The organism is Bradyrhizobium sp. (genome assembly GCF_036009065.1).
Classification (GTDB): domain Bacteria; phylum Pseudomonadota; class Alphaproteobacteria; order Rhizobiales; family Xanthobacteraceae; genus Bradyrhizobium.
On the sequence record NZ_DASYMN010000210.1, the window covers coordinates 1 to 4,664 of the forward strand.

The window sequence follows — 4,664 nt, forward strand, 5'->3', positions numbered from 1 at the left end:
CGAACTCGGCGGCCTCATCGTCCGCGACGTCGAGGCCATGGTGCTGCCCGACGAGGCGCTGTCGGAAAACCTGCTCGGCCTGTCGTTCCTGTCGAAGCTGAAGCGGTTCGAATATGCCGGCGGCAAGATGGTGCTGGAGCAGTAGCCCCGGTCGTCCCCGCGCAGGCGGGGGCCCATACGCCGTGTGGTCTCAATTTAAAAATGCCGTTGCAACGCTGTGCTGTAATTATGCACGCCAGGGGTTATAGGTCCCCGCTGCGCGGGGACGACGCTGTACCTGTTGTCAGTTCCGCGCTAACCACACAAATCCGTCGCCTGCCACAAGGCCATCGAAAAATGTTCCCGAAACCGCAGCCCGTCCTGGCGCCCAACACCTACGCCTACGAATCCGAGCCGATGGTGAAGCCGACCGGCTTTCGCGAATACGATGCGCGCTGGCTGTTCGGCACGGAAATCAACCTGATGGGAATCCAGGCGCTGGGCATGGGGCTTGGCGTGCTGATCGCCGAGCTCGGCCAGCGCCAGGAGATCGTCACCGGGCACGATTTCCGCAGCTATTCGGCCTCGATCAAATATGCGCTGATTTCCGGCCTGCTGGCATCGGGCTGCAAGGTGCACGACATCGGCCTGTGCATGACGCCGATGGCGTATTTCGCACAGTTCGAACTGGACGTGCCGTGTGTCGCGATGGTGACGGCGTCGCATAACGACAATGGCTGGACCGGCGTCAAGATGGGCGCCAACCGTCCGCTGACGTTCGGGCCGGACGAGATGAGCCGGCTGAAGGAGATCGTGCTCAATGCCAAGTTCAAGAACAAGCCCGGCGGCTCGTATCAGTTTCACGAAAACTTTCCGGCGCGCTACATCGCGGACCTCACCAAAGGCCACAGGCTGAAGCGCAGACTGAAAGTCGTGGTGGCCTGCGGCAACGGCACCGCCGGCGCGTTCGCGCCGCAGGTGATGCAGGCGATCGGCTGCGAGGTGGTGCCGCTCGATACCGAACTCGATTACACCTTTCCCAAATACAATCCGAACCCCGAAGACATGGAGATGCTGCACGCCATCCGCGACGCGGTGCTGCAGCACAGAGCGGATGTCGGCTTCGGCTTCGACGGCGACGGCGACCGCTGCGGCGTGGTGGACAATACCGGCGAGGAGATTTTCGCCGACAAGGTCGGGGTGATGCTGGCGCGGGACATGTCGGCGATCACTCCGAACGCGCAGTTCGTGGTCGACGTGAAATCCACCGGGTTGTTCGCAACCGATCCCGTGCTGCAACAGCAGGGCGCCAAGACCGCCTACTGGAAAACCGGCCATTCCTACATGAAGCGCCGCACCCACGAGCTTGGCGCGCTGGCGGGCTTTGAGAAGTCCGGCCACTTCTTCTTCAACGCCCCACTCGGCCGCGGCTATGACGACGGCCTGATCTCGGCGATCGCGATCTGCGAAATGCTGGACCGCGCACCGGATAAGTCGATGGCGGATCTGAAGAACGCGCTGCCGAAAACCTGGTCGTCGCCGACCATGTCGCCGCACTGCCCGGACGAGGCCAAATACGGCATCGTCGAGCGCGTGGTGAAGCATTTCGAGGACATGCAGAACGACGGCGAGAAAGTCGCGGGCCAAAAGATCCGCGATCTCGTCACCGTCAACGGCGTGCGCGTCACCGTGCAGGACGGCAGCTGGGGCCTGGTGCGGGCGTCTTCCAACAAGCCGGAATTGGTGGTGGTGGTGGAAAGCCCGGTCTCCGAAGAGCGCATGCGCGACATGTTCGAGGCGATGGACAGCGTGCTGCGCGGCCATCCCGAGGTCGGCGAGTATAATCAGAAGATATGAGCACCGTGATCGTCATTGCCGGGCTTGACCCGGCAATCCAGCCACTTCGAAAAATGAGTCATGTGAAGAGGGATGGATACGCGGGTCAAGCCCGCGTATGACGGCTGCAATTGTGGACACGCAACGCGCTAACTCTAACCTGCGGCCGGCACCGCCGGGATCGGCAGCGCGGTTACCGACTTGATCTTCTCCATCGCGAAACGCGACGTGACGTTCTTCAAGCTGACCGCGCCGATCAGCTTCTTGTAGAACACGTCGTAGCTCTGCATGTCGGCGACGACGACGCGCAGCATGTAATCGACGTCGCCGGCCATGCGATAGAATTCCATCACCTCGGGCATCGCGCTGACGGCCTCGGCGAATTTCTTCAGCCAGCCTTCGGAATGGTCTGAGCTCTCCACCGACACGAACACGGAAATGCCGAGGCCGATCTTGTTCTGGTCGACCAATGCTACCCGGCGCAGGATCACGCCGTCGGCCTCCAGCCGCTGGATGCGCTTCCAGCAGGGCGTCGAGGACAGCCCGACGCGGTCGCCGATCTCGGCGACCGACAGCGAGGCATCCTCCTGCAGCACGGTCAGAATCTTGCGGTCGATGGCGTCGAGGCGCCGGTTGGGCTCCAGGACGTGAAGGGCGAGATCGGTCATGAGAAGAACTTTGTTCCATTTATGAGGTCATCACCCCTCATATAGAGAAAATCCTTCTATTTCAAGCCCGATTTCCGGCCTGTTCTCCGCAGCCGGCCGGCTCATTATCCAAAAGTGCTTCCACTTCAGGACGTTGCGGGCAGGCGAAAGCACCACCGAAACGGGTACATTTCAGCGCCGCAGCGGCCGAGGCGAAGCGGAGCGCGCCGGGCACATCCTGTTTTTCCGTAATCGCCAGCGCAAACGCGCCGTGGAATATGTCGCCCGCCCCCAGCGTGTCGACGGTGTGCACCGGGAAGGCGGGGGTTTCCCGAAGTTGCTTTTGTTCGTCGAGCCAGATGGTGCCGCGCGGCCCGCGCGTGCCGGCCAGGAAAGATGACGTCAGCCTCGCCATCCTCATCAGCGCCTCGGCGTCGTCGGCAACGCCGGCGGTGGCCTGCAGCGCCTCGCTGGAGAAGATCAGATGCGACGACGCCGTCAGCAGGCCCTCGCGCATCGACATCGCGCGATCGACGTCGACGACGACCGGAATGCCGCGCTTGCGCGCCTCGGCGCACAGATCGGTGCAAAACTCCGCACAGCGGTTCTCGGTCAGGATCGCATCGCAGTCGCGCAGCAGCGTGTCGGGTTCGGGCAGACGCACCTTCCACAATTCCGGATCGCGGAACGTGACGATGGTGCGCTCGCCCGAGGGGTCGATCATGATATTGGAGATCGGCGTCACCAGCCCCGGCATGTGCACGATGTGCTTGGTGTCGATGCCCTCATGCGCCAGCTTCTCGAAAATATACTTGGCCGAGGTCTCGCGGGAATCGCCCATCGGGCCGCAGATCGAGGCGCGGCCGCCGAGGCGCACGATTCCGATCGCGGCATTCAGCGCGTTGCCGCCGGCGATTTCATCGAAATGGCTGGCGTTGACCTTGAGTCCGCGCCCCGGCAGTTCCTGGATGCGAAACGTCAGATCGCGTACCGGCATGCCGATGCATAAAATGCGCGGAGGAATTTTCGGAGCTGCGACATGGAAATTCATTGGCGAATCCATCGCATCGGCCCGGTCGTCTGATGAGCCCGGGCTTGCCGGGATAACCGATTGAGTCACGGTCAGGTTCCCGTCATCCGTGCAAATCTGGGACGGTTTGCAGCCAGCGGCCGAGCAAGTGATGTGCAATCGCGAACGGATGCGGGCCGGCAAGACCGTCGGGATGTTCGCGTTTCAGCATCAGCATGGCCTCGGCGCGGTCGAACCAGCGGGCGTCTTCAAGTTCTGTCCGGTCGACGACAATGTCCTCGCTGGTCGCGCGCGCAACGCAGCCGATCATCAGCGATGACGGATAGGGCCAGGGTTGCGTCATGTAATAGCTCACATCGGTGCAGCGAATCCCGGATTCCTCGAAGATTTCGCGGCGGACCGCGTCCTCGATGGTTTCCGCGGCCTCGACGAACCCGGCGAGGCACGACCACATCCCGGTCGGAAAATGCTTCTGCCGTCCCATCAGGCATTTGTCGCCCGAGGTCACCAGCATGATCACCACCGGATCGGTGCGCGGAAAATGTTCGGCCTTGCAGTTCGGGCAATCGCGCTTCCAGCCGCCCTCCTTCATCGCCGAGCGCGTGCCGCAATTGGCGCAAAAACCGTGGCGCTGATGCCAGCTCACCATGGATTTTGCCATCGCGATCGCCGACAGCTGGTCCGGCGGCACCACGCCCTGCATCGCCATGCCCCGTAGTTCGGTGACGGCGACGTCGTTGCGGGTCAGCAATTTTTCCACCGCCTCGGCCTTGATGCCCATGCCGAACACGGCCGCGCCGTCGCGCAAGCCCAAAAAGATCGTGCCGGGATTGGCGCCGAATTTTGTCGCCTCATCGATGGTCAGCAGCGCGCGCGGGCCCTCCGCCTCCTGCTTCACCACCAGCGAGTCGCGGTACACCACATAGGCGCGGGCGTCGCGATGCCCCTCCAGCGCGAGCAGCTTCTCGTCGTTGCTGCGCAGATGCGCGGCGCGGTCAAGGATGTTGGTGACGAAGGCCGGCTGGCCCAACGGAAACGAATCGAATGCACTCATGAATCAACCAAGCCAGATTTTTCGGCGCAGCGCGCTGATGAAATTTTGCACTTCTTCGGCGTCATGCGCCAGCGGCGGCATCACGCCCCAGACCGGACGCGGCCAGGCCGCGTCGCTG

General features: G+C 62.7%; 4 protein-coding genes and 2 pseudogenes. 2 read left to right on the plus strand and 4 right to left on the minus strand.

Going from position 1 to position 4,664, the window contains the following annotated elements:
* Window positions 1-145: pseudogene (locus tag VGP39_RS13035) on the plus strand (TIGR02281 family clan AA aspartic protease); the annotation flags it as partial.
* 191 nt (window positions 146-336) lie between these two features.
* Window positions 337-1,836, plus strand: coding sequence for a phosphomannomutase/phosphoglucomutase (locus VGP39_RS13040; RefSeq protein WP_327568524.1), 1,500 nt, complete (start codon window positions 337-339; stop codon window positions 1,834-1,836).
* Between the two features lie 134 nt (window positions 1,837-1,970).
* On the opposite strand, the gene VGP39_RS13045 is transcribed toward VGP39_RS13040, so the two are convergent.
* From VGP39_RS13045 to VGP39_RS13060, 4 genes and pseudogenes are all read right to left on the minus strand, one after another.
* Window positions 1,971-2,483, minus strand: coding sequence for an Lrp/AsnC family transcriptional regulator (locus tag VGP39_RS13045; RefSeq protein WP_327568525.1), 513 nt, complete (start codon window positions 2,481-2,483; stop codon window positions 1,971-1,973).
* A gap of 61 nt (window positions 2,484-2,544) precedes the next feature.
* Entirely contained in the window at window positions 2,545-3,513 is a 969-nt protein-coding gene (locus tag VGP39_RS13050; RefSeq protein WP_327568527.1) for a sugar kinase, read from the minus strand.
* Between the two features lie 82 nt (window positions 3,514-3,595).
* Window positions 3,596-4,546: an NAD(+) diphosphatase gene (gene nudC / locus VGP39_RS13055; RefSeq protein WP_327568526.1), complete on the minus strand. Its 951-nt coding sequence runs from the start codon at window positions 4,544-4,546 to the stop codon at window positions 3,596-3,598.
* Between the two features lie 3 nt (window positions 4,547-4,549).
* Window positions 4,550-4,664: pseudogene (locus VGP39_RS13060) on the minus strand (HIT family protein); the annotation flags it as partial.